24 protein-coding genes and 2 pseudogenes are annotated in these 23247 nt (G+C 68.5%); 12 read left to right on the top strand and 14 right to left on the bottom strand.

Going from position 1 to position 23247, the window contains the following annotated elements:
• Positions 1-2 precede the first annotated feature (2 nt).
• The 6 genes and pseudogenes from EJL01_RS05695 to EJL01_RS05670 all read right to left on the bottom strand — a co-directional run bounded on the left by EJL01_RS05695 (position 3) and on the right by EJL01_RS05670 (position 6925).
• Positions 3-2045 carry a bifunctional aldolase/short-chain dehydrogenase gene (locus EJL01_RS05695; RefSeq protein ID WP_125106629.1) on the bottom strand — a complete coding sequence of 681 codons (2043 nt, stop codon included), beginning with the start codon at positions 2043-2045 and terminating at the stop codon, positions 3-5.
• 18 nt (positions 2046-2063) lie between these two features.
• Positions 2064-3233, bottom strand: a complete 1170-nt coding sequence (gene rhaI, locus EJL01_RS05690; RefSeq protein WP_125106628.1) for an L-rhamnose isomerase — start codon at positions 3231-3233, stop codon at positions 2064-2066.
• A 2-nt stretch (positions 3234-3235) separates the two neighbouring features.
• A complete protein-coding gene (locus EJL01_RS05685) occupies positions 3236-3601 on the bottom strand; it encodes an L-rhamnose mutarotase (protein ID WP_125106627.1) in 366 nt (121 codons plus the stop codon).
• Positions 3602-3715: 114 nt separating this feature from the next.
• Positions 3716-4761: pseudogene (gene rhaS / locus EJL01_RS05680) on the bottom strand (rhamnose ABC transporter substrate-binding protein).
• 26 nt (positions 4762-4787) lie between these two features.
• Positions 4788-5903 carry an ABC transporter permease gene (locus EJL01_RS05675; RefSeq protein ID WP_125106626.1) on the bottom strand — a complete coding sequence of 372 codons (1116 nt, stop codon included), beginning with the start codon at positions 5901-5903 and terminating at the stop codon, positions 4788-4790.
• Positions 5900-6925 carry an ABC transporter permease gene (locus EJL01_RS05670; RefSeq protein ID WP_125107423.1) on the bottom strand — a complete coding sequence of 342 codons (1026 nt, stop codon included), beginning with the start codon at positions 6923-6925 and terminating at the stop codon, positions 5900-5902. Before EJL01_RS05670 ends, EJL01_RS05675 begins: the two co-directional genes overlap by 4 nt.
• Positions 6926-7121: 196 nt before the next feature.
• Here EJL01_RS05670 and EJL01_RS05665 point away from each other — a divergent pair, with 196 nt between their 5' ends.
• The 3 genes from EJL01_RS05665 to EJL01_RS05655 are packed head-to-tail and all read left to right on the top strand — an operon-like array spanning position 7122 to position 9145.
• Positions 7122-8429: an ISL3 family transposase gene (locus tag EJL01_RS05665; RefSeq protein WP_125106625.1), complete on the top strand. Its 1308-nt coding sequence runs from the start codon at positions 7122-7124 to the stop codon at positions 8427-8429.
• On the top strand, positions 8426-8683 hold the full coding sequence (locus EJL01_RS05660) for a DMT family transporter (protein WP_211198376.1): 258 nt from the start codon (positions 8426-8428) through the stop codon (positions 8681-8683). The genes EJL01_RS05665 and EJL01_RS05660 overlap by 4 nt, the downstream gene beginning before the upstream one ends.
• A 36-nt stretch (positions 8684-8719) precedes the next feature.
• Positions 8720-9145 carry a DMT family transporter gene (locus tag EJL01_RS05655; RefSeq protein WP_125106623.1) on the top strand — a complete coding sequence of 142 codons (426 nt, stop codon included), beginning with the start codon at positions 8720-8722 and terminating at the stop codon, positions 9143-9145.
• 276 nt (positions 9146-9421) lie between these two features.
• On the opposite strand, the gene EJL01_RS05650 is transcribed toward EJL01_RS05655, so the two are convergent.
• The gene (locus tag EJL01_RS05650; protein WP_125106622.1) at positions 9422-10288 is read right to left on the bottom strand and encodes an NmrA family NAD(P)-binding protein; all 867 of its coding nucleotides are present in this window, start codon (positions 10286-10288) and stop codon (positions 9422-9424) included.
• Positions 10289-10354: 66 nt separating this feature from the next.
• Between EJL01_RS05650 and EJL01_RS05645 the strand changes: the two genes are divergently transcribed.
• Positions 10355-10720 (top strand): winged helix-turn-helix transcriptional regulator, encoded by a 366-nt coding sequence (locus tag EJL01_RS05645; RefSeq protein WP_193128524.1) that lies wholly within the window; start codon positions 10355-10357, stop codon positions 10718-10720.
• A 69-nt stretch (positions 10721-10789) separates the two neighbouring features.
• Here EJL01_RS05645 and EJL01_RS13245 read toward each other — a convergent pair whose 3' ends face one another.
• A complete protein-coding gene (locus tag EJL01_RS13245) occupies positions 10790-10987 on the bottom strand; it encodes a winged helix-turn-helix transcriptional regulator (RefSeq protein ID WP_235988467.1) in 198 nt (65 codons plus the stop codon).
• A gap of 458 nt (positions 10988-11445) precedes the next feature.
• Between EJL01_RS13245 and EJL01_RS05635 the strand changes: the two genes are divergently transcribed.
• Positions 11446-12444 (top strand): LacI family DNA-binding transcriptional regulator, encoded by a 999-nt coding sequence (locus EJL01_RS05635; protein ID WP_125107422.1) that lies wholly within the window; start codon positions 11446-11448, stop codon positions 12442-12444.
• A 51-nt stretch (positions 12445-12495) separates the two neighbouring features.
• On the opposite strand, the gene EJL01_RS05630 is transcribed toward EJL01_RS05635, so the two are convergent.
• The 4 genes and pseudogenes from EJL01_RS05630 to EJL01_RS12960 form a co-directional block, all read right to left on the bottom strand.
• A complete protein-coding gene (locus tag EJL01_RS05630; protein WP_241209118.1) occupies positions 12496-13290 on the bottom strand; it encodes an AEC family transporter in 795 nt (264 codons plus the stop codon).
• Positions 13291-13364: 74 nt separating this feature from the next.
• Entirely contained in the window at positions 13365-14687 is a 1323-nt protein-coding gene (locus EJL01_RS05625; protein WP_125106619.1) for an enolase C-terminal domain-like protein, read from the bottom strand.
• Between the two features lie 91 nt (positions 14688-14778).
• Positions 14779-14931 (bottom strand): annotated as a pseudogene (locus EJL01_RS13350) (hypothetical protein); the annotation flags it as partial.
• 106 nt (positions 14932-15037) lie between these two features.
• On the bottom strand, positions 15038-15178 hold the full coding sequence (locus EJL01_RS12960; protein WP_164509727.1) for a hypothetical protein: 141 nt from the start codon (positions 15176-15178) through the stop codon (positions 15038-15040).
• A gap of 92 nt (positions 15179-15270) precedes the next feature.
• Here EJL01_RS12960 and EJL01_RS05615 point away from each other — a divergent pair, with 92 nt between their 5' ends.
• Both EJL01_RS05615 and EJL01_RS13235 read left to right on the top strand, forming a co-directional pair.
• Positions 15271-15822: a hypothetical protein gene (locus tag EJL01_RS05615; RefSeq protein ID WP_125106618.1), complete on the top strand. Its 552-nt coding sequence runs from the start codon at positions 15271-15273 to the stop codon at positions 15820-15822.
• 25 nt (positions 15823-15847) lie between these two features.
• On the top strand, positions 15848-16861 hold the full coding sequence (locus EJL01_RS13235; RefSeq protein ID WP_241209117.1) for a GNAT family N-acetyltransferase: 1014 nt from the start codon (positions 15848-15850) through the stop codon (positions 16859-16861).
• Between the two features lie 95 nt (positions 16862-16956).
• On the opposite strand, the gene EJL01_RS05600 is transcribed toward EJL01_RS13235, so the two are convergent.
• On the bottom strand, positions 16957-17637 hold the full coding sequence (locus EJL01_RS05600; protein WP_125106617.1) for an SDR family NAD(P)-dependent oxidoreductase: 681 nt from the start codon (positions 17635-17637) through the stop codon (positions 16957-16959).
• A gap of 60 nt (positions 17638-17697) precedes the next feature.
• On the opposite strand from EJL01_RS05600, the gene EJL01_RS05595 reads away from it, so the two are divergent.
• From EJL01_RS05595 to EJL01_RS05580, 5 genes are all read left to right on the top strand, one after another.
• Entirely contained in the window at positions 17698-18297 is a 600-nt protein-coding gene (locus EJL01_RS05595; protein WP_125106616.1) for an FMN-binding negative transcriptional regulator, read from the top strand.
• A gap of 87 nt (positions 18298-18384) precedes the next feature.
• Positions 18385-19029, top strand: coding sequence for a TetR/AcrR family transcriptional regulator (locus EJL01_RS05590; protein WP_125106615.1), 645 nt, complete (start codon positions 18385-18387; stop codon positions 19027-19029).
• Positions 19026-20336, top strand: coding sequence for a M20/M25/M40 family metallo-hydrolase (locus tag EJL01_RS05585; protein ID WP_125106614.1), 1311 nt, complete (start codon positions 19026-19028; stop codon positions 20334-20336). Before EJL01_RS05590 ends, EJL01_RS05585 begins: the two co-directional genes overlap by 4 nt.
• A gap of 141 nt (positions 20337-20477) precedes the next feature.
• Positions 20478-20708, top strand: a complete 231-nt coding sequence (locus EJL01_RS13230; protein WP_241209116.1) for a hypothetical protein — start codon at positions 20478-20480, stop codon at positions 20706-20708.
• Complete coding sequence (locus tag EJL01_RS05580; protein WP_284690527.1) at positions 20709-21599, top strand: aminotransferase-like domain-containing protein; 891 nt, start codon at positions 20709-20711, stop codon at positions 21597-21599.
• Positions 21600-21673: 74 nt separating this feature from the next.
• On the opposite strand, the gene EJL01_RS05575 is transcribed toward EJL01_RS05580, so the two are convergent.
• Positions 21674-23239 carry a zinc-binding metallopeptidase family protein gene (locus EJL01_RS05575; protein WP_125106613.1) on the bottom strand — a complete coding sequence of 522 codons (1566 nt, stop codon included), beginning with the start codon at positions 23237-23239 and terminating at the stop codon, positions 21674-21676.
• Between the last annotated feature and the right edge of the window lie 8 nt (positions 23240-23247).

Raw genomic sequence — 23247 nt, 5'->3', positions numbered from 1 at the left:
GCCTATCGCAGGAACGCGGCGGCGACGCCGGAGTCGACGGGCAGGTGCACGCCAGTGGTGCGCGAGAGCTCCGGGCCCGTGAGCACGCAGACGGCGTCGGCGATGTTCTCGGGCACGACCTCGCGCTTGAGGATCGTGCGGTTCGCGTAGAACTGGCCGAGGTCTTCCTCCTTCACGCCGTAGGTCGCGGCGCGCTGCGCGCCCCAGCCACCGGCGAAGATGCCCGAGCCTCGCACGACACCGTCGGGATTGATGCCATTGACGCGCACACCGTGCTCGCCCAACTCGACCGCGAGCAGTCGCACCTGGTGCGCCTGGTCGGCCTTCGTCGCCGAGTAGGCGATGTTGTTCGGGCCCGCGAACACCGAGTTCTTCGAGGCGATGTAGACGATGTCGCCGCCGAGCTGCTGATCGATCAGCACCCGCGCCGCCGCCTTCGCAACGAGGAACGAGCCCTTCGCCATGACGTTGTGCTGGAGGTCCCAGTCGCGTTCGGTGGTCTCGAGCAGCGGCTTCGAAAGTGAAAGGCCAGCGTTGTTCACGACGAGGTCGAGGCCGCCGAACGCAAGCACCGCTTCGTCGACCGCGGCCTGCACGGCGGCCTCACTCGAGACGTCGGCGGCCACGCCGATCGCGACGTCGCTTGAGCCGAGCTCGGCGGCCGTGGCCTGCGCCTTCTCGAGGTCGAGGTCGGCGATGACGACACAGGCGCCCTCGCGGGCGAGTCGGGTCGCGACGGCCTTGCCAATGCCCGAGGCGGCGCCGGTGACGATGGCGATGCGGCCCTGGTGCGAGCGCGGCTTCGGCCGGCGCTGCAGCTTCGCCTCCTCGAGCGCCCAGTACTCGATGCGGAACTTCTCGGACTCGTCGATCGGCTGGTACATCGACAGCGCCTCGGCGCCGCGCATCACATTGATGGCGTTGACGTAGAACTCGCCCGCGACGCGCGCCGTCTGCTTGTCGGCGCCGTACGAGAACATGCCGACGCCCGGCACGAGCACGATGAGCGGGTCGGCCCCGCGCATCGCGGGCGACGCCTCGTCGGCGTAGCGCTCGTAGTACGCGGCGTAGTCGGTGCGGTAGGCCTCGTGCAGCTCGCGCAGGCGCGCGGTCTGTTCCTCGACGGATGCGGTGGCCGGCAGGTCGAGCACGAGCGGCTTCACCTTGGTGCGCAGGAAGTGGTCCGGGCAGCTCGTGCCGAGCTCGGCGAGGGGCGCGAGCTTCTCGCGCTGGAGGAAGTCGAGGACCTCCTCGGAGTCGGTGTAGTGGCCGACCATGGGTTTGTCGGCCGAGGCGATGCCGCGAACCACGCCCGCGAGCGCGGCGGCCCGCGCATGGCGCTCGGCCTCGGGCAGCGGCTCGAAGCCGGGCACGACGGCGCCGAAGGGCTCGGCCGCGCCGTTCGCGGCGATGTACTCCTCGGCGGTGCGGATGATCCAGAGCGAGTGCTCCTCGGCCTCGGCCGAGGTGTCGCCCCACGCGGTGATGCCGTGGCCGCCGAGGATGCAGCCGATCGCCTCGGGGTTCGCCTCCTTGATGGCAGCGATGTCGAGGCCGAGCTGGAAGCCGGGGCGGCGCCAGGGCACCCAGACGACGCGCTCGCCGAAGATCTTCGCGGTGAGCGCCTCCCCGTCAGCGGCGGTCGCGATGGCGATGCCGGAGTCGGGGTGGAGGTGGTCGACGTGCGCGGCGTCGACGTGCGCGTGCATCGCGGTGTCGATCGACGGCGCGGCGCCGCCCTTGCCGTGCAGGCAGAAGTCGAACGCGGCGACCATCTCGTCCTCGCGCTCGACGCCGGGGTAGACGTCGCGCAGGGCCCGCACCCGGTCGAGGCGAAGCACGGCGAGGCCGGACTCGGTGAGGGTGCCGAGGTCGCCGCCCGAGCCCTTCACCCAGAGCAGCTCAACCGCATCCCCCGTCACCGGGTCGGTGTCGCTGCCCTTGGCTGAGGTGTTGCCGCCGGCGTAGTTCGTGTTGCGCGCATCGGCGCCGAGCCGGTTGCTGCGGGAGAGAAGATCGGCGACGGCCGGATTCGTGGTGGTCATGCGAGTGTCGTCTGCTTTCTACGCGCCCCAGGAGGCCTGCTGGCCCCCGACGCGTTCCTGGGCGATCAGCTGCTGGTAGCCCGACGCGGCGTAGGCGCGCATCGGATTGGCGGCGAAGCCGCGCGACTCGCGCCAGGCGGCGAGCTGCTCGCGGACATCGATTTGGTAGGCGTCCATGAAGATTTCGTTCGCCTCGAGCACGTCGCCCGAGCGCTGGGCCTCGCCGAGCGCATCCCGGTCGAGCAACAGCGCGCGGGCCGCCATCTCCTGCACGTTGAGTACCGAGCGGATCTGCCCGGGGATCTTGTCTTCGACGTTGTGGCACTGGTCGAGCATGAAGGCGAGGTTCGGGTTGTTCCAGCCGCCGCCGCGGATCACCTCGGCAAGGATGCGGAACAGCTGGTACGGGTCGGCCGCGCCGACGATGAGGTCGTCGTCGGCGTAGAAGCGTGAGTTGAAGTCGAACGAGCCGAGCTTGCCGAGGCGCAGCAGCTGCATCACGATGAACTCGATGTTCGTGCCGGGCGCGTGGTGGCCGGTGTCGAGGCAGACCACGGCCTTGTCGCCGAGCGCTGAGACCTGGGCGTAGCTCGTGCCCCAGTCGGGCACATCGGTGTGATAGAACGCCGGCTCGAAGAACTTGTACTCGAGCACGAGGCGCTGCGCGTCGCCCAGGCGGGCGTAGATCTGCTGCAGCGAGTCCTGCAGGCGGTCCTGGCGGCCGCGCATGTCGGCCTGGCCGGGGTAGTTCGAGCCGTCGGCGAGCCAGATCTTGAGGTCGCGCGAGCCCGTGACGTTCATGATGTCGATGCACTCGAAGTGGTGGTCGATCGCCTTCTGGCGCAGCTTCGGGTCCTCATGCGTGAGGCTGCCGAACTTGAAGTCGTCGTCCTGGAACGTGTTCGAGTTAACGGTGCCGAGCTCGACGCCGTGCCGCTGCGCGTGCTCGACGAGGGTGCCGTAGTCGTCAACCTCGTCCCACGGGTAGTGGATCGCCACAACCTGACCGAGACCGGTGTACTTGCTCACCTGCGCGGCGTCGGCGATCTTCTCGAACGGGTCGCGCGGGGTGCCGGGTGTGCCAAACACCTTGAAGCGCGTGCCCGAGTTGCCGAACGCCCACGAGGGCAGTTCGATGACGAGCTGCCCGAGGGTGTCGAGCTGCTGCTGCGTAAGGGTGCGGGTCATGGTCAGCTTCCTGTTTGCGTGCGGGTGGCCTGCAGTTGGTCCCCGAGGTGAAAGATTTCGATGAGTGGTGGAGTCTGGTCGGCGCGGCCGTCGACATCGTCGAAGAACTCGGCCATCTCCGCCTCCCAGGCGGTCGCGACGTCGCTCGCGGCGAGGTAGTCGCGGGCGGCCTCGTCGTCATCGGTCTCGTAGTAGCCGACGAGCAGGCCGTCACCCGCGAGAAAGAGTGAGTAGTTGCGGCGACCGGCCCGGGCGATCTCTTCGAGCATCTCGGCGCGCACGGGAGTGTGGCGCCGCAGGTACTCGTCGAGTTTGTCGGGGCGGATGCGCAGGGTGAAGCACACGCGCTGTGGCTGGAGCTCGGGCATCCGGGCTGGTCTCGCTCTCGCCGCTACGCGGCATTGATTCGATTCAGGTGGTGGGGCGGATGCGCCCGCTCGGCCGAGCGTGTCGGCTGCGGCCGAGCGGGCGTCCGGTGGCGACTAGAAGTCGAAGTCGCCGATGTTGTCCTTGTTGAAGACGAACGGGTCGCCGAGCAGGACGGTGCCGTCGGCGCCGACCGTGTACTCGCCGAGCTTGCCGGCCTCGAAGGTGTCACCCTCGGCACCCGTGATGGTGCCGTCGATCAGGGCCTGCGCGGTGTACGCCGCAAGGTAGCCGAGGTCTTCGGGGTTCCAGAGGGCGAACGACTCAACCGTGCCGCTCTCGACGTACTCGCGCATCTGGTTTGGCGTGCCGAGACCGGTGATCGCAACCTTGCCCTTGTACTCCGAGGTGTCGACGTAACGCGCGGCCGCGGCGATGCCCACGGTGGTCGGCGAGACGATGCCCTTGAGGTCGAGGTAGGTCTGGAGCAGCGACGAGGTCTTGTCGAACGAGGTCTGGTCGTCGTCGTCACCGTAGACGACCTCAACGAGCTCGATGTCGGGATAGTCCGACTTGAGGTATTCCTTCATGAGCTCGATCCAGGCGTTCTGGTTCGTCGCGTTGGCCGAGGCCGACAGAATCGCGATCTGGCCCTTGCCACCGATCTGGTCGGCGATGAGGTCGATCTGCGTCTTCGCGATGCCGTCCGCGTCAGCCTGGTTCACGAACACGTCGCGGCACTCGGGGTCGGTGTCGGAGTCGAAGGTCACGACCTTCACGCCCGCGCTCTTCGCCTCTTCGAGTGCCGAGCAGATCGCACTCGGGTCGTTCGCCGAGATCACGATCGAGCCCACCTGCTGCTGGGTGAGCGTGTTGATGTAGCTCACCTGGCCGTGGGGGGGGCCTCGGCGGGGCCGACCTCGTTGAAGGTGCCACCGAACTCCTCAACGGCGGCCTTGCCACCGGTCGACGAGGCGTCGAAGTAGGGGTTACCGAGGTTCTTCGGCACGAAGGTGACCGACAGGTCGTCTGAGCCTTCGGCTGCAGCATCCGTCGAGCCGGTCGAGCCGCTGCCGGTGTCGGCGCAGCCCGCGAGGGCAATTGAGACGGCCGCGGCGGCCGCGATCAGTGCGCCGATACGACGCTTTCCAGCAAACTTCATTGTGTTGCCTTTCGTTGGGTGGGTGGCTAGTTCGGCGATGAGGTCGAGGTGGTGGGGATGGTCTGGGTGCCGACTCGGGCCGCCTTCGCCGCGGCGAGGCGGGCGCGGCGAAGCTGCACCCAGTCGATGACGCTCGCGAGCACCACCGAGAGCACGAGCAGCACGCCGGTGATGATGTTGATGACGTCGCTCGTCACGTTGGCGAGGCGCAGCGCGCTCGACAGAGTTCCGATGAGCAGCGCGGCGGCGATGACGCCGTAGATCTTGCCGCGACCGCCGAAGACCGAGACGCCGCCGAGCACGACCGCCGCGATCACCTGCAACTCGAGGCCGGTCGCGTTGTCACCGCGGGCCGAGCCGTAGCGGAGGGTGAAGAAGATGCCGGCGAAGGCCGAGACGACACCCGCAAACACAAACAGCAGGAACTTCGTGCGCTCAACCCGCACGCCCGAGAAGCGCGCCGCGTCGGACGACAGGCCGATCGCGTAGACGCCGCGGCCGAAGGTCGAGAAGTGCAGCATGACGACGAAGATCGCGAGCAGAATCACGAAGGGCAGCATGATGTAGGGCAGCGGCGTGCCCGAGATCTTTGCCTGGGCGAGCGCCGTCCACTCCTCGGGGAAGCTCGTCACGGCGGCGGTGCCGAGCGGGCCGACCGCGAGGCCGCGGAACAGCGCCATGGTGCCGATCGTGACAGCGAGCGAAGGCAGTCCGACGACGGTGACGAGAAAGCCGTTCACCGCACCGCCGAGCACACCAACGAGCAGGGCGATGGTTGCCGCCACGCCAAAGCCGACCCCGGCCTGCACAAGCACGCCCGTGACAACCGACGAGAGGCCGACCATCGAACCGACCGACAGGTCGATCTCGCCCGTGATCATCACGAGCGTCATCGGCAGCGCGATGAGCAGAATCGGCGCGATGTCCATGAGCAGGTAGGTCAGCGTGATCGGCTGGGCGAAGCCGCGCACGGCGGTCATGGCGACGAGCGCGACGACGACGAGCAGCAGCACGATCGCCATCTCACGGCTGATCAGGAGGCGCTTCCACGCGGGGCGCCCGAACGGCGCAATCACGCGGGTGGGGGCACCGACGGCCGCCTCGGCGGGCGTCGGTTCGCGAGTGGTGTCGATGGTGGTCATGCGGTGCTCCTGGCCGTCTCTGGTTCGGGCACTCCGGGCGGGGGTGGGGCATCCTCCCGGCCGCGAGATTCGATGAGTCGTCGTTTCTGACGCAGCGCGACCGCGCGGTCGAGCACGATGGCGCCGAGGATGAGCAGGCCGACGACGAAGCGCTGCCAGAAGTCGGGGATACCGAGCACCGGAAGGGCGCGGTTGATGGTGGCGAGCAGCATGCCGCCGATTGCGGCGCCCCAGAGGGTGCCGACGCCACCGGTGATCGCGACGCCGCCGATGACGGCCGCGCCGACCGCGTCGAGCTCCCAGCCAGAACCGGCCTGCGAGTTCACGGTGCCGTAGCGCGCCGCGTAGAACACGCCGGCGAGGCCCGCGAGCGCACCCGAGAGCACGAACGCCGTCAGCACGCGGCGCGTGGTCTTGAGGCCGTAGAGCTCGGCAGCGGCGGGGTCGGAGCCGATCGCGTAGTACTCGCGGCCGCCGCGGGTGTTCTTGATGAGCCAGGCCGCAATGAACAGCACGATGAAGGCGATGATCGCGAGAACCGGAATTGAGAGCACCTGGCCCGTGCCGAGCGAAAGGAAGTCGCGGGGCAGGTCGCTCGCGTTGATGCGGTCGCTTCCGGCCCAGAGCACGTTGATGCCGCGGTAGGCGTAGAGCATGCCAAGCGTGATCACCATGGCCGGCACCCGCGCGAAGGCGACGAGCGCGCCGCTGATCAGGCCGAGCACGCCGCCGAAGATGATGACGAGCACGATGACGAGCAGCATCGGGATGCCCGGCAGGTCGATGAACAGGCGGCCAGTGAGGTAGGCAGACAGGCCCATGACCGAGCCGACCGAGAGGTCAACGTTGCGGGTGATGAGCACAATGCCCTGGCCGACCGCAACGAGCACGAGGATCGACGGGGTGAGGAACAGGTCGCGCCAGCCGTCGGCCGAGAACGTGAAGTTCGGGTTCTTCGCGGTCGCGGCGACGATGACGATGAGCAGGGCGAGCAGGATGCTCAGCTCGCGCACGCGGCCCATGAACGAAATGCGTCGGCTCACCCGAGAGGTCGGGATCGCGGTGGTAGCGACGGGCTTCAGCCCGGGAAGATTGCTGGCTCTTCACAGATGAGGGTGTAGCTGTGGTGCGACCTGGGGCGGCGCGTCGGTGTCGGGGTGAGGGTCGAGGTCTTCCGATGATGGGAGTTCTCACACAACCCGTCCGGAAGACCTCGACGTGCCTGACGCTACCTTCACGCGCCCTGACCTGACTACCTTCACCCGCCTCGACGGCCTCGGTCTGGAGGTCACCGGCCAGCTGCTCGAGCCTGACCGGTCCGTGCTGGCGTGCCGGGTCGTGGAGCCGGACGACTGGTGCAGGCGGTGCGGCTGCCAGGGCGTGCCCCGTGACACGGTGAGCAGGGAGTTGGCGCACGAGCCGTTCGGGTGGCGCCCTACCACGCTGGTGCTCACCGTGCGCCGCTACCGCTGCAAGGAGTGCTCGCACGTGTGGCGTCAGGACACCACCGCTGCGGCGCCGCCGCGGGCCAAGATCTCCCGCGCCGGCCTGCGGTGGGGTCTGGTCGGGATCGTCGTCGGCCACCTGTCGATGGCCCGAGTTGCCGAAGGACTGGGCGTGGCGTGGAACACCGCCAACGACGCGGTCCTGGCTGAGGGCCGGCGTCTGCTCATCGAGGACCCGACCCGCCTGGACGGTGTCAAGGTCGTCGGGGTCGATGAGCGCGCGTGGCGGCACACCCGGCGCGGTGACAAGTACGTCACCGTGATCATCGACCTCACCCCGGTCCGGGACGGCACCGGGCCCTCACGCCTGCTGGACGTGGTCGAAGGTCGGTCGAAGAAGGCGTTCAAGGACTGGCTGGCCGAGCGGGACCAGGCTTGGCGCGATGGGATCGAGGTCGTGGCCATGGATGGGTTCGCGGGCTTCAAGACCGCCACCACCGAGGAGCTGCCGGACGCCGTCACGGTTATGGATCCCTTCCACGTCATCCGGTTGGCCGGGGACGCTCTCGATGAGTGCCGCCGCCGAGTCCAGCAGGAACTGCACGGACACCGCGGACGCAAGGGCGACCCGCTCTACACCGCGCGGCGGACCCTGCACACCGGGGCTGACCTGCTCACCGACCGCCAGCACGAGCGCCTTGACAAGCTCTTCGCTGGGGACCGGCACGTGCAAGTCGAGTGCACCTGGGGGATCTACCAGCGCATGATCTCCGCCTACCGTCACCCCGACCGGGCAGCCGGCCGCGTCGAGATGAGCTCCGTGATCGACGCCCTCGCCGACAGTGTGCCTGAGGCGTTGGTAGAACTGCGCAAGCTCGGCCGCACCCTGACCAGACGCGCCTGCGACGTCCTGGCCTACTTCGACCGGCCGCGCACGAGCAACGGACCTACCGAAGCCGTGAACGGTCGCCTCGAGCACCTGCGTGGCCTGGCCCTCGGCTTCCGCAACCTCACCAACTACATAGCCCGCGCACTCCTCGAAGCCGGCGGATTCAGACCACACCTACACCCCGAACTGTGAAGAGCCGGTTTACCAAACTGTGGTGGACGATCATCACGCTGGTCAGCGGCGCGATCGCCACCTTTTTCCTCAGCCTCGCGCTGCTGACCTTCGATGTGGGCGTCAGCTACGCCCTGTGGACCTCGCTCGCAGGTGTCGGGATCGTCGTCGTCGGCGCCCTCTTCCTCTCCCAGCACCTGACCTGGAAGAAGCTCGCGGGTATCGCCGTCGTCATCGCTGGTTTCGTCGGACTCAACCTCGCCGGAACCGCCTGACCCGCCCCGACCGACCACTCTGAAAGGACACACGGCATGACAACTTCGTCGCACACCTCGACACCGAACGCCACTGAGAACAAGACCGGTCCCTGGCTGGCCCTGCTCCTCGCTGGAGCATTCGAAGCTGGCTACGCACTCAGCGTGAACGGAAGTGAGGGGTTCACCAACCTCGTCTGGTCGCTCGTCGCCATCGTCTTCTTCTTGTTCACGCTGTTCTTCCTCAGCGTCGCACTCAAAGCCATCGACGTCGGGATCGGCTATGCGGTGTGGGCCGGTACCGGCTCCATCGGGGCCGCGCTCCTCGGACCGGTCTTCTTTGACGAGACCCTCACCCTGGCTAAGGCGTTCTGGCTGACCGTCATCATCGGCGGCGTCGTCTGGCTCAAGCTCGCCGACAGCCCCAAGCTTGCCGCCACGCAGCACGCGAGACAGCCAGAGACTTCCGGCACGCAGTCCTAACCACGCTCGGGACTGGTGCACGTGTAGGTGACAGTCTTCGTCACGCCGCGTCTGCGGTCGTGTGGTCCATGATCAGCTCGTACTCGATGGGGGTCAACCGAACCTTCAGCAGTCCCAGTTTCATCGTGTCCAACGGGTGGAAGGCGGGACAGCAAGTCTTCACGCAGGGCGTGCAGTCCACTACGCGCCGCAGGACCGTCGTGCCGCGGTGAGACCGACGCCGCCAGATCCTTGGTTGGGTTTCCGCAGCCGAAGAGCGGACGTCCGGGCGACCTGTCAGTCCGGCAGCACCGCGTCGAGCCACGCGGTGACGGTGCGGGGCGTGAGGCCCAGCAGGGTCTGGGCGCTGTTGGTCACGGCGATGGTGTTGTCGTCCTGGGTGTTCAGTGCCTGATAAAGACCGACGACGGGGGCCGCGGCATCGGCGCCGAACAGCGGGCTGATCAGGTCCCCGAACTGGTCCGGGGTGATTGCTTCGAACCGGATGTCACGGCCGAGACGCTCAGTGAAGCCCTTCGCGAGGTCGGGGCCGGTGAGGCCGGGGAGGTGTCCGATTGCGACGGTGCCGGTCACGGTGGTGTCGGTGAGGAGGCGGACGACAACGTCGGCGACGTCGAGGTGGGAGCTCCACGACACCGGGAACGACTCGGGCAGGAGGTAGCGGAGCACGCCTTCTTCGCGGGCGGGCCCGGCGATGACGGGCAGCAGAAGGTTCTCCAGGTACAGGCGTGGTGCGACCACGGCGGTGGACACCCCGGTGTCGGTGATGCCCTGGATCAGGGTGGCGATCGGGCTGTCGGCAGGGGCCTGCAGGGGGCTGCCGGGCTGATCGACGATCTGCCCACTGGTGGAGATCACCACACGACCAGGCTTCGCGGCTGCCACAGCCTTCGTGATCGCGTCGACGTAGGCGGGCGCGCGGCCTGAGCCGTCCATCGGCAGGTGCACGAACACGCCGTCTGCTCCCGCGTAGAGATCGGTGAGCGTGTCGACGTTGGCGAGGTCGACCGACGCGGCGGTGACGCCGTCGGGCAGGCCGGTGGGGGTGCGGACAGCGGCGACGGCCTGCTTGCCAGCGGCGGTCAGAGCAGAGAGGACGGGGGAACCCTGGGCGCCCGTGGCGCCATGCACGATAAACGTCATGCCTCTATTAGTGCATACGGTGCATCGGTTACGTCAACTGCACCAACGGCGCGTATGGTGACAGGTGTGAGTGACGTGGATCTTCCCGAGTGCGGTGTCGCCAGGTTTCTGATGCTGTTCGATGGGCCGTGGGCGACACTGATCGTACGCGAGCTCATGCACGGGCCGCAGCGCTTCGGCGAGCTACGCGACGCGTTGGAGGGCATCAGTGCGCACACGCTGACGAACCGGCTGCGCCTGTTCGAGACCCGGGGCATCGTCACCCGTACCGCGTACGCGGAGATCCCGCCGCGCGTGGTGTACGAGCTCACCGAGCTGGGCTGGCAATTGCGGCCCGTGCTGGATGCGATGTACGAGTGGGGCATGGCCGCCCCCGCGTCAGCCTTCACCAACGAGGCCCCGGAGCCTGGGGGTAGCCGATCGGACCGGTGAGGCCGCTCGTCCGCTCGACATCTCGTGCCGGGGCCTCGGTGTTGTGGTGTGTCCCTGCCGGTGATGGTTTCAGGCCGTCGAGGGCTGGTCGGGGTGGGGCAGTGAGGTGGCCCAACCGTTGAGGGTCTGCAGGATGGGGCGCAGTGTGTGCCCGGTGGGGGTGAGTTCGTAGACGACTTTCGGGGGGATCTCGTCATGGGCGGTGCGGGTGAGTAGCCCGTGTTCTTCGAAGCGGCGGAGCCTGGCCGCGAGGGTGTGTGCGCTCATGCCCGGCAGTGCGGTCGCGATCTCGGTGAATCGCCGGGGGCCGTCGAGCAGTTCCCTATTGACCCGCGGTCGACCTGGATGGTGCCCGAACGCAGCGCGACGACCGACCCGAAGGTCTTTCGCACGTCGCGAAGTTCTAGGGCTGCAGGGGCGGACATGCTCCGTCCTCTCATCATTGCGAGGCTCACGCCAGAGGGAGTGGGATGCGGTCGGCGGGCACCGACTGCGGGCGGAAGTTCCAGGAGCCGCTCTGCTCCTTCTTGAAACGTTCCAACCAATTGCTCTGAACCTATGACACCACCGCACGCATGTCAAGCAACGCATTCATTTTGGATTCGGACCAACTTGGATATGATTCGGTTCAAGGAGTTCAAGGAGCTCAAATCAGACGGTTCATCGGCGAACCCTGACCCGTGGAGACCACCGATTCCGGCGTGATCAGAGAGGCGGAGGCACTCATGGGTGTGAACATGCGCGACATCGCAACCGCCGCTGGCGTGAGCATGGGCACCGTGTCGAACGTGCTCAACCACCCCGAGCGCGTCTCGCCGAAGCTCGTCGAGCGCGTGCAATCGCACATCCTGCGCCTCGGTTACGTGCGCAACGACGCCGCCCGGCAGCTTCGCGCGGGTCGCAGCGACACCGTCGGTCTCGTCGTGCTCGACCTGCGCAATCCCTTCTTCACCGAGGTCGCGCGCGGCGCCGAGCTGCGTGGCGAAGAGCACGGGCTCAACCTCATGGTGACGAACAGTGACGACCGCACCTACCGCGAACTCACCCACATCGACCGCTTCGAGGAGCAGCGCGTGCGCGGCGTGCTCATCACACCGACGCCCGGCGGTATGGAACGCCTCCACCGACTGCGCGACAACGGCACTCCGGTCGTGCTCGTCGACCGCGAATCACGCGACCTCTCGTTCCCCTCGGTATCGGTCGACGACGTCGCGGGAGGCTACCTCGCAACGAAGCACTTGCTCGACTCGGGCCGCCGCCACATCGCGTTCGTCGGCGGGCCGCTCTCGATCCGCCAGGTCGCCGACCGCCTCGAGGGTGCCCAGAAAGCCGCGGCCGAGGTCACCGGGGCGACCGTCGAGTTTCTCGGCACGCCCGGCCTCACGGTCGGCGCGGGCCGCGACGTCGGACGGACGCTCTGCGAGCGCGACGCGGCGACACGCCCCGACGGCGTGTTCTCGGCGAATGACCTACTCGCCGTTGGCCTGCTGCAGGCGTTCGTGATGATCGGCAAGCTCGCGATTCCCGACGACATCGCGCTCGTCGGGTACGACGACATCGACTTCGCAGCCTCGACCGTGATTCCGCTCACCTCGGTGCGCCAGCCCGCTGAGATCATCGGCGCGACGGCGGTCGACCTGCTCGTCGAAATCGCCGACAACCCCACGGGAACGCACGACCGCGTCGTGTTCCAGCCCGAGCTCGTCATTCGCGACACGGCGTAGCCGCCGCGCGCATCCGGCCCGGGCCTGCGCATCCAGCCCCGCGCATCCCTGCTACGGCGCGAGCACCAGGCCGATCACGAGAATCGCGGGGAACGCGAGCAGCGACGTCGCGAAGGTGATGTCGCGCACCGCGAGTTTGACGAGCGTGCCGAGCACCACATCCGCGAGAATCTCGCGCGTTCGGAACGGCGTCTGCCCGATCAGGCTCATGCCGAACATCATGAGCAGCAGGGGCACGGATGCGTGGCCCAGCATGTCGAGCGGCTCCCAGATCACCGCCGGCACCTGCCACTGCGAGAGCGAGAGCACGGCGCCGATGAGCGCGCCGATCGTCACCGGGTTCGCGACGGACTTGAGAATCAGCTTGCCCGTCGAGGTGTCGCCCGGCTGCGCGCTGCGCGAGATGAACGAGAAGATCGTGAGGTAGACCGGCGCGATGATGAGCAGCTGCGACGCGAGCACCGAGATCGCCGGCACGGCGCTCGACACCGAGAACAGGGCGATCGGCAGGCCAATGTTGCCCGCGTTCGCGTAGGCCGAAGCCATCGATGCTGGCACCGCCTCGGCGACCTTGCGGCGCAGCACGAAGCGCGAGACGAGGAAGAACAGGGCCGCGCCCGAGAAGGCGCTGATCAGCGCGACCGGCACGAAGACGCCGATGACCTGGCGCAGGTCGGTCTCGGCGAGCAGCACGACCATGAGGATCGGGTTCGTGACGTAGTAGATCGTCGGCGAGAGCCCCTCTTGGATCTTCGTCGTCACCTTCTTCGGCAGCGAGAGCCGAACGATGATGCCGATGACGATGAGCACGAGCACCACGCCGAAGCCCATGAGGACGCCTTCCACGGTTCTCCTCCCCTAAATCAGGCCAAGGCGGCCCGAGGTTCGGGCCGCCTTGGCGGTCGCAATTCTTGCCGGCGCTAGCGCACGAGGCAGGGGCGTTTCGGGTCGAACGACCAACCCTCGACAAGGTACTGCATGCCGATCGCGTCATCGCGCGAGCCGAGGCCGTGCTGCACGTAGAGCTCGTGCGCCTCCTGCAGGCGGTCACGGTCGAGCTCGACGCCGAGGCCAGCCCTGTTCGGCACGGCGATCTCGCCGCCACGAATCTCGAGTGGCTGCTTCGTCAGGCCCTGGCCGTCCTGCCAGATCCAATGCGTATCGAGTGCGGTGATCTCGCCGGGCGCCGCGGCGCCGACCTGCGTAAACATCGCGAGCGAGATGTCGAAGTGATTGTTCGAGTGCGAGCCCCACGTGAGGTCGAAGTCGTGGCAGAGCTGCGCGACACGGGTCGAGCCCGCCATCGTCCAGAAGTGCGGGTCGGCGAGGGGGATGTCGACCGCGTTCGTGCGCACGGCGTGCGACATCTCACGCCAGTCGGTCGCGATCATGTTTGTCGCGGTGCGCAGGCCCGTGCGGCGCTTGAACTCCGACATGACTTCGCGACCCGAGAAGCGGCCCTCGGCCCCAACCGGGTCCTCGGCGTACGCGAGCACGGGGCGCAGGCGGTCGGCGAGCTGCACCGCGTCGTCGAGCAGCCAGCTGCCGTTCGGGTCGAGCGTAATGCGGGCGTCGGGGAACGCCTCCTTGAGTGCGGTGACCGCGTCGGCCTCCGAGTTACCGTCGAGCACGCCACCCTTGAGCTTGAAGTCCTTGAAGCCGTAGCGGTTCGCGGCCGCTTTCGCGAGGGCGACGATGCCGTCCGGGTCCATCGCCTCTTCGCGACGCAGGCGGAACCACTCGTCGCTCGCATCCTGCTCACGCAGGTAGCGGAGGTCGGTGCGGTCGGGGTCGGCAACGTAGAAGAGGTAGCCGAGCATCGGCACGCTCGAGCGGTGCTGGCCGCCGAGCAGCTCGGCGACGGTGATGCCGAGGAACTGCGCGTGCACGTCGAGCAGCGCCGATTCGAGGCCGGTCACGGCGTGCACTGTGGTGCGCAGGTCGAAGGTCTGCAGGCCGCGGCCGCCCGCGTCACGGTCGGAGAACCGCTCGCCAACCTGGCGCAGCAGGGTGCGGAACTGCGCAACCGGCTTGCCGACGAGCTTGGCGCCCGCCTCTTCGATGGTCGTGCGAATCGGCTCGCCACCCGGCACCTCGCCGAGACCCTCGCGACCCTCGGAGTCGGTCACGATCACGATGTTGCGCGTGAAGAACGGGCCGTGCGCGCCGGATAGGTTCAGCAGCATCGAGTCGTGGCCGGTAACCGGGACAACCTCGACCTTGTCGATCGTCACATTGCTCATGGGATTCTCCTTTGAAATCTGGTCGCGCACGAGGTTGGCCCGGGCGCAGCCTCCGGGTGGGGTACGCCGTGATAAAAGTGCTGAGGATCAGCACGCCGATGGTGCCGAGCACGGCAAGCATCGTCGTGTACGTAGTGCGCACCTTGATGGCGTCGCTCACGCTGAGGTTGAAGTACTCCTTGAACATCCAGAACCCAGGGGCGTTTGTGCGAGGTTCGTGGCGTTCATTGCCACGGTCGAAAATCGACTTCGCTCACAGTAAGACCGCGGAATCATTCCCGTCCAAGACTCGAAATGCATGTATGCATGCCGGGAGCGTATCGATGGCCGATACGGCGCAGATTGTGTGGCTACGCGACGCGGGACATCCGCACGATGCTCGCGAAGATTACGACGAAGGCGAGCGCGAGGCTGACGAGCACGCCGGCGCGGCGAAGCCACTTTGTCATCGGGTCGGCGGGCGGGGCGATGCGGAGGCGCTCGAGCGGCATGGTGCTGTCACCATATCGGGCGGGTCGCTGCGCGCGGTCTGCCGACACCTACGCCCAATAGGATTGGCGCAAGGCTCAGGAAGGACCCCGCAATGACTGAACCCACCGTTGCCGGCGCGCTGTCGGCCGCCTCCGATCAGGAGCTGATCGAGTTCGTGCGCCTGTGCGCCGACTTCGACTGGCGCAACTCCGAGATCCAGACTCGACGCGTGCTGCGCGAGCAGCTCGGCTGGCGCGGTGGCGCCGAGGACGACGAGATGGTGACACCCTCGGGCGCCGTCGCGCAGATTCTTGGCGACGACGAACAGACCGACTCGGTCTCGCTCGATCACACCGACTGGCAGGAGGACCTGCCTGAGGAGATCGACGACGACCACCCCATCTCGATTCGCTTCGACGAGCTCGCCGCCGTCTTCGATGACGAGTTCGACACGGTCGCGGTCGAGGGCACGACCTTCGACGGCGAGCTCGGGCTGTTCTGGATGTACGAGGACGGCACGCGCATCTGGCTCACCGACTACTCGGTGGTCGTGGTTTCGCCGTCGCTCGCCTCGGCCGAGGACTACCTCGAAGACAACCCCGACGCGTTCGACGAGCTGCTCGACGACGGCGACGAGCCGGGCACAAGCTTCCTGCGCGACTAGCGCCTCGCGGTAAGGAAGGCACCCGATGCAGGTCACGATCACGACGCTCGAGATGCTCACGCCGCCGGCTGCTGCGCCACGCGCGGTGCCGGCCGATGTGCGCATCGACCGGGCGACCGATGTGTCGCCCGAATTCGCGCGGTACCTCTACGGGCTCGTCGGCGGCGCGTGGCACTGGACCGACCGGCTCGCGTGGAGCCGCGAGCAATGGGCTGAGGACCTCGCGGCGCCCGGCACCGAGTTCCTCGTGCTCGTCGGCGACGGTCAACCGCTCGGGTACGTGCAACTGCAGCCGCAGCCCCGCGGGGCAGATGCGCAGGTCGAGGTGCGCTACTTCGGCCTCGCCGAGGGTGCGATCGGCCGAGGCTTGGGCGGTCTGCTCCTTGAGCACGGGGTTGCGGCGGCGTGGACCATGGGTGAGCGGTTCGATTTGCCTGCGGTGACGCGCGTGTGGGTGCACACCTGCTCGCTCGACGGCCCGGCGGCCCTCGCGAATTATCAGTCGCGCGGCTTCGTCGTGAGCGGCGTCGAGACCGAGGAGCAGGTGGTGGCGGATGCGCCGCTCGGCTCCTGGCGCTCGCTCGGCGGTCCCGTCGCCGGCCGCCCTGAAAGCCGGCATATCAGCGAGGTCGTGCACGCGAGCCCGCGAGCGGTCTGGCGGTTCGCATCCGACCCTGACAACCTGCCGCGTTGGGCGGCGGGGCTCGCGCAGGCACCGGTGCGGCGCCGCGGCGAGCAGCTCGTCGTCGACTCCCCCATCGGTGAGGTGACGGTCGAGTTCGTCGGCGCGAACGACCTCGGCGTGCTCGACCACGTCGTGACGCTGCCGAGCGGCGAGGCCGTGCTCAACCCGCTACGCGTGCTCGAGCATCCGGCCGGCGCCGAGCTCGTGTTCACGGTGCGCCAGCGCGAGATGACCGTCGACGAGTTCGACCGCGACTGCGCGGCCGTCGCCGCCGACCTCGCCCGCCTGCGCGCCCACGTCGAGTCGGCTGCTGCTTCTGGCGACGACTCCCCTATCGGTGCCACCACCCACTGACTCCACCACCACCACCGCAGTTTTCTACGATCGCTGCACTTACAACCGCATCATCCGTAGAGAACTGCACCAGCACAGATGCGCCGGGTCGCGAGCTACAGGTCGGCGACGCCGCGCACGCGGTGGCCGAGGGCGATCGCCTCGCCCGAGATGCCACCCGTGAGCGGCGAAAGCAAAAACGCGACCAGGTTCGCGGTGTCGTCGGGCGTGCTCTGTCCCGGCTTACCGGCGCCGATCTCAGGGTCGGGCTCGGCCACGACGTTGCCGGGGTTCACGGTGTTCACCGTGATGCCGCTGCCCGCGACCGAGTCGGCGAGCGTCTTCGCCGCGACGTTGAGGGCCGCGTTGCGCACGGCCGCGCTGACGTTGCCCGTCAGCCTGGCATTCTGTCCCGAAATACCGACGATGCGGCCGTAGCCCGCCTCACCCATCACCTCGAGCGCGGCGTTCGCGACGCGCAGGAACGTGAGCGACTTGCCCTCGATCGCCTCGCGCACCTGGTCCGGGTCGGCGTGCCGCGCTGCGTCGAGCGTCTTCGCGGGCGGCGCCGCCGTAATCACGACGCCGTCGAGCCGGCCGTGCTCCGCGAGCACCGATGCGAAGCCGGCGCGCACCGATTCGTCGTCGCTCGCATCCAGCGTCAACCCGCCGGCGCCGCTGCGCGAGGCCGAGACGACCGTCGCCCCCTCGGCTTCGAGGCGGCGCACGATGACGCTGCCGAGAGTGCCGTTGCCGCCAACGACGAGCACAACGCGGTCAGTGAGTTGCAGATCCATGGCCTCACAGTAACGAAGCCCAGTGAGCCAAACCACGGCTCGCGAAACTAGGGTCGCAGCATGCGTCACACTCCGCACTTTCTGCTCACCGACCCCGCCGAGGTGAAGCGGCTGATCCGCGAGAACCCGTGGGCCACGTTCGTCTCGAACACCGCGAACGGGCTGCTCGCCTCGCACTACCCGGTGATCCTCGATGAATCGGCCGACGACATCGTGCTGCTCTCGCACTTCGGCCGCCCCGACGACGAGGCGCTCGAACTCGGCGAGCACGAGCTGCTCGTGATCATCCAGGGCCCGCACGACTACGTGTCGCCGAGTTGGTACGACGAGGGCCAGGTCGTGCCGACCTGGAACCACGTCACCGCCCACCTCTACGGCGTACCCGAGATCCTCAGCGATGAAGAGAACTACGAGGTGCTCTCGAACCTCACCGACCACTTCGAGCAGCACTTCCCCCACGGCCGCAGCCTCGCCGACGACCCCGAGGGCACGCGGCGCATGGCCAAGGGCACGACGGGCCTGCGGATGCGCGTCACTCGCTTCGACGCGCGTGCCAAGTTGAGCCAGAACAAGGCCGAGCCCGTCGTCGAGCGCGTCACGAACGAGTCGGATGCGCGCAACCCACGGCTCGCGCGCGAGATGCGGCACGTGCAGGAGTAGACCGCCACGTCGCCACCATCGAAGGGGCTAGCCACCACTATCAATAAGCGCTTATTGTTAAGTGACCCCAACCCCAGAGGCCCCGCAATGACCCCTCCACGGCAACGAAGCCGAGCGACAACCGACGCCGAAATCGCCGAGCTGCGCACGCGCATCCTGCGCCACGCATCGGCCCTCATTGGCCGCGACGGCATCGACGGCTGCTCGATCTCGGCCGTCGCCCATGCCGCGGGCTGCAGCCTCGGCATGATTCAGCACCACTTCGGCACCCGCGACGGCCTCTTGCTCGCGACCATCGAGTTCCGCAGCGACGCGGCGGTGAGTGAGTGGCGCCGCCTCCAGGCCGCGGCGCCCGACCCCATCGCGGCCCTGCGTGCCCTGCTTGCCTTCGCGGTCGAGGGCGACGAATCGCTCGCCGACGCCTGGGGCTTCTGGGTGCAGGCCTACGTCGCGGCGCCCCGCAATCCCGACGTGCGCGATGCCGTCGAACGCACCCTCCGCGAGTGGCGCGCCCTCTTCGTCGACACCATCGCGGCGGCCCGCGACGCCGGGCTCATCCCTGCCACCGTCGACCCCGAGCGCGCCGCCACCATGCTCATCGCCGCGACCGACGGCCTCGCCATCCAGGCCAACGGCGGCTTCTACGGCACCGACGCCGACCACATGCGCGCGACCCTGAACGAGCTCGCGACGCAACTGCTCTCGCTCGACCCCGCAAAGGAGCCCGCATGACCCACAACCTCACACAGCTGCAAGCCGAGGCCGTCGAGTTCTGCGCCGAACTCATCCGCATCGACAGCACCAACACGGGTGAGCCGAGCACGACCGGCGACGGCGAGACTCGCTGCGCCTTGCGCATCCGCGACTGGCTCGGCGAGCTGCCGAGCACCTGGTACGAGCGCACCCCGGGCCGCGGCAACCTCGTCGTCCGCATTCCCGGCGAGCGGCCCGAGCTGCCGGCCCTGCTCGTGCACGCGCACACCGACGTCGTGCCCGCCGACCCGGCGCAGTGGTCGGTCGATCCGTTCGGCGGCGAACTCCGCGACGGCTGCGTCTGGGGTCGCGGCGCGGTCGACATGAAAGACATGATCGGCATGACGGTCGCTGCCGTGCGCCAGCTGGTGCGCGAGGGCCACCGGCCGCAGCGTGACCTCGTGCTCGCGTTCGTCGCCGACGAGGAGGTCGAGGGCGCGCACGGGATGGGCTGGCTCGTCGACTCGCACCCCGAGGTGTTCGCCGGCGTCACCGAGGCCATCGGCGAGGTGGGCGGCTTCTCGGTCGCGGGCCCGCGCGGCCGCGTCTACACCGTCGGCATCGCCGAAAAGGGGCTCGCCTGGGCGACCCTGCGCGCCCACGGCACCGAGGGCCACGGCTCGATGGTGCCGAACAGCGAGAATGCGGCGGCCGCGCTCGTCGCCGCCCTCGCGCGCATCACCTCGTACGACTGGCCGATCGAGCTCGACGGCAACGCCACCACCGTGCTCCGGGCGCTCGAGCAGCTGCTCGGCCGCGAGGCCGACACCGCCGACCTCCGCGGCACCCTCGCCGAGCTCGGGCCGGTGGCCGGCATGTTCGCGAACGCGTTCCAGACCACCTCGGCCCTCACCCAGCTGCGCGCCGGGGTCAAGACCAACACGGTGCCGGGCGAGGCGTTCGCCACCGTCGACTGCCGCATTGCGCCGGGCCGCGACGAGGAGTTCCGCGGCGTCTTCGCCGAGCTGCTCGGGCCCGGCATCGACGTGACGTGGGAGACCGCGCCGAGCGTCACGGCACCGTTCGACGCACCCCTGGTCGAACGGATGCGCGCGTCGGTGCAGGCGGTCGAGCCCGGTGCCGAGCTGCTCCCGTTCGTGACCGGCGGCGCCACCGACGCGAAGTCGCTCATGCGCCTCGGCATCGACTGCTACGGCTTCGCGCCCCTGCGGCTGCCCGAGGACTTCAACTTCCCGGGGCGCTTCCACGGCATCGACGAGCGCGTGCCGGTCGAAGCGCTGCACACCGGGGCCCGCATCCTGCTCGAGTTCCTGCGCGCGCAATAAGCGGACATCCCCGACCGCCCGAAAGGACACCTCCCCCTGCCCACCATCCCGCCTGCGGACCTGCTCACGACGAACCCCGCCTTCGCGCGCCGCGAGCGCAACTTCCGCCCCTCCCCCGTGCGCTCGGTCTGGGACATCTCAATGGAGCCCGGCATCATCTCGCTCGCCGGCGGCAACCCCGACCTCGCGTCGCTGCCGCTGGCAGCGCTCGGCGAAACGGCCGCGCGGCTCATCGGCGAGCATGGCGCCGAGGTGCTCCAGTACGGCTCGGGCACCGGCCTGCCCGCGCTGCGCGAGGAGGTCACGAAGCTCGTGCGCGACTTCGGCATCGAGGCCGACCCCGACGACGTGCTCATCACCGCGGGCTCGTAGCTGGGACTCGAGCTCGTCACCGCAATGTTCTGCGACCCGGGCGGCGTCGTGCTCGCCGAGGCCCCGACCTATGTCGGCGCGATCATCACGTTCGTCGGCCTGGAGGCTGGGCTCGAGCACGTCGAGTGCGACGAAAACGGGCTTATCCCGGCGGCGCTCGAGCGGCGCATCGACGAGGTGCGCGCTTCGGGCCGCACGATCAAGCTGCTCTACACGATCCCGAACTTCAACAACCCCTCCGGCATCACACTTTCGGCCGAGCGCCGGCCGCGCATCACCGAGATTTGCCGCCGCGCCGGCATCACGATCGTCGAGGACGGCCCGTACGGCCTCGTGCGCTTCGACGGCGAACCGACCCCGGCCATCCGCTCGCTCGACCCGTCGGTGCTCTACCTCGGCTCGATGAGCAAGATCTTCTCCCCCGGCATCCGCGTCGGCTGGGTCATCGCGCCCCGCGCCGTGCGCGAGCGGCTGCAGCTGCTCTCGGAGGCCACGATCATTCGTCCGTCGATCTTCAGCCAGCACCTCGCGCTCGCCTACCTGCGCGGGTTCGACTGGCGGTCGACGCTGCAGACCACCATCGCGAACTACCGCGAGCGCGCCGAGACGCTGCTCGAGCACCTGCCCGCGGCACTGCCCGCCGGCAGCACCTGGACCCGCCCAAGCGGCGGCTTCTTCGTCTGGGCAACGCTGCCCGAGGGCTGTTCGGCCGACGACCTCTTCACGCTCGTGGCCGAAGAGGGCGTCGTGCTCATCGCGGGCTCGAGCTTCTACGCGGACGGGTCGGGCCAGCGCGAGCTGCGGCTCTCGTTCTCGCTCGAGTCGCCCGAGCAGATCCGTGAGGGCCTGCGGCGGCTCGGCCGCGCGTCGGCGCGGCTCGGCCACCCCTAACGCCCGAGCACAATCACGATGGCCCCGCGGGCAGAATCCCACGGGGCCATCGCTACCAAGCCAGGGCCGGCTCGCTACCAGTGCCGGTGTTCGCCGACGCCCGAGTAGTCGGGCCAGGGCAGCTCAATCGGTGCCTCGAAGTCCTTCGGCAGCAGCTGCGGCATCGGGTCGGCCGAGGTGCGCTCCTCGAACTCGCGCTTCGCCTCCGCGAGCACCTCGGGCCGAGTGAGCAGGTCGATGAACGTGCCCGCGATGGTCTTGCCGGCGGTGACGATCGTCGGCGCGGTGGTCTCGGGAATGCCGCCGAGCGCGTTCATGACCCACGACGGGTACGGGCCGGCGCCCTCGATCGGCTGCAGCGCGGGGCGCGAGACGTAGAAGCGCACGAGTGGCGCGTAGTGGCTCATCTCGACGTAGTCGTCGCTCGTCCAGTTGCGCTGCCAGGCCGGCATGTGCTCGCGCAGGCCGAGCTCAGCATCCTGCGGCGAGATGAGCTGCTCGGTCTCTGCGAGGAACGGCTTGTCGCTCGGCTCGTGCCCGAGCGAGCGCTGAATCTCCTGCGCGATCAACACGGCCTCGGGCCCGTAGACGGGCGCGCCGACCTGCTCGAGGTTGTTGTAGAGCACGGTCGCCATCGTGTGGTTCGTGCGGCCGGGGCGACTGCGCGCCACCCAGCGCTCCTCGACCTCGCAGTGCGCCATGGTCGCGGCGGCGCCGGCGTTGCGGTCGAGGATCTTGAGGATGTGCTCGGCCATTTCGATGTCGGGCGTGCGCCACGAGAACTGCAGCCGTGCCACGCGCTGCGGCAGGTTGTCGGCCGTCGCTTGGCCGTCGCTGAGGATCGCGTCCGAGAAGCTCCAGCCGCCGGTCGCCGGCAGCATCGAGTCGAGCATCGAGCGCGACGCGGTGTACATCTGCATGAGGGCGACGTTCGCGCCGGGCGCGCGGGCGGCCGAGTGCGAAGCGGGGATCGGCGAGTTCGGGTCGGCGCTCGAGATCTGCCACGTCTCGGGCGAATCGCAGACGAACGAGTAGACCTTGCTGTAGTACGCGCCGCACTGGGTGTCCCAGCGCGCGGTGTTGCACAGCGGCAGCATGTAGAAGGGGTGGAACGAGACGATCGCGTCGGCGTCGTCGTAATACCCGCGCAGGCCGTGCACGACCTTCGAGCCGTGCATCTTCTCGGCCGGCTCACCCGTGTAGTGCAGTGTGCCGGCAATGCCGTGCTGTTCCATGGCGTGCTTCGCGCCGAGCACGCCGGCGAGCGTCGAGATGCCGAGCACCGAGTGCGGGTCGGTGTGGCCGGGCGCGAAGCGCGAGAGGCCCTCGCGCGGTGTCTCGCTCGTGGTCGCCGCCTGGCTGTTGCCGGGCACGGCGTCGTACTCGGCGTAGGTAAGCAGCGTCGGGCCGTCGCCATTCGACCAGCGCGCGCTGAACGCGGTGGGCATGCCAGCCGAGCCATCCTCGACCTCGAAGCCCTCCGAGCGCAGCAGCTCGACGTACCACTGCTGCGAGCGGTACTCGCGCCAGGCCGGCTCGGCAAGCTCCCAAATATGCGTGTGCCACTCGGTCAGCTCAGTCAGGTGGTCGTCAATCCAGGCCTGGGCAGTGCGCTTCGCCTCGGCGGTCAGCTCGGTCACGGGGCTCT

It is taken from the genome of Gulosibacter massiliensis (genome assembly GCF_900626105.1).
Taxonomy (GTDB): Bacteria; Actinomycetota; Actinomycetes; order Actinomycetales; family Microbacteriaceae; genus Gulosibacter; species Gulosibacter sediminis.
The sequence above is the reverse complement of the archived record's forward strand: the minus strand, read 5'-3'. Positions and strand labels throughout refer to the sequence as shown.